The sequence below is a fragment of the Salifodinibacter halophilus genome (assembly GCA_012999515.1).
GTDB classification, from domain to species: Bacteria; Pseudomonadota; Gammaproteobacteria; order Nevskiales; family Salinisphaeraceae; genus Salifodinibacter; species Salifodinibacter halophilus.
In genome coordinates this window covers 1-285 of record JABEEB010000167.1, presented here as the reverse complement: position 1 = coordinate 285, position 285 = coordinate 1, and the positions used below count along the sequence as shown (strand labels likewise).

The 285-nt window shown below is 71.2% G+C and carries 1 protein-coding gene; it reads left to right on the top strand.

The window, feature by feature from the left end:
• On the top strand, positions 1-285 hold a 285-nt coding region (locus HKX41_11175; GenBank protein ID NNC24692.1), incomplete at both ends, for a plasmid replication/partition related protein.

Sequence of the window (285 nt, the reverse complement as noted above, 5' to 3'; positions counted from 1 at the left end):
CGATCAACGCCGCCGCCGCGGTGGCGACGCTGCCGGAAGAAGAGCAGCGCGCCGCAGCCCTGGCCGGCGGCGCCGAACTCAAGCAGGCGGCCAAGCGCGTGCGCGAGTCCAAGCGCAAGCCGCGCGAGGCCAAGCCCGAGGTCGAGATCGACGAAGAAGCCGCGCCGGCGAAGTTCGTGGCCAACGCCGACGAAAGCGAAGAATTGCAGGCGCTGCGCCAGCGCGTGGCCGAGCTGACCGCCGAGAACGAAGCGCTGAAGCTGGAAGTGGTCGGGCTGCGCGTGG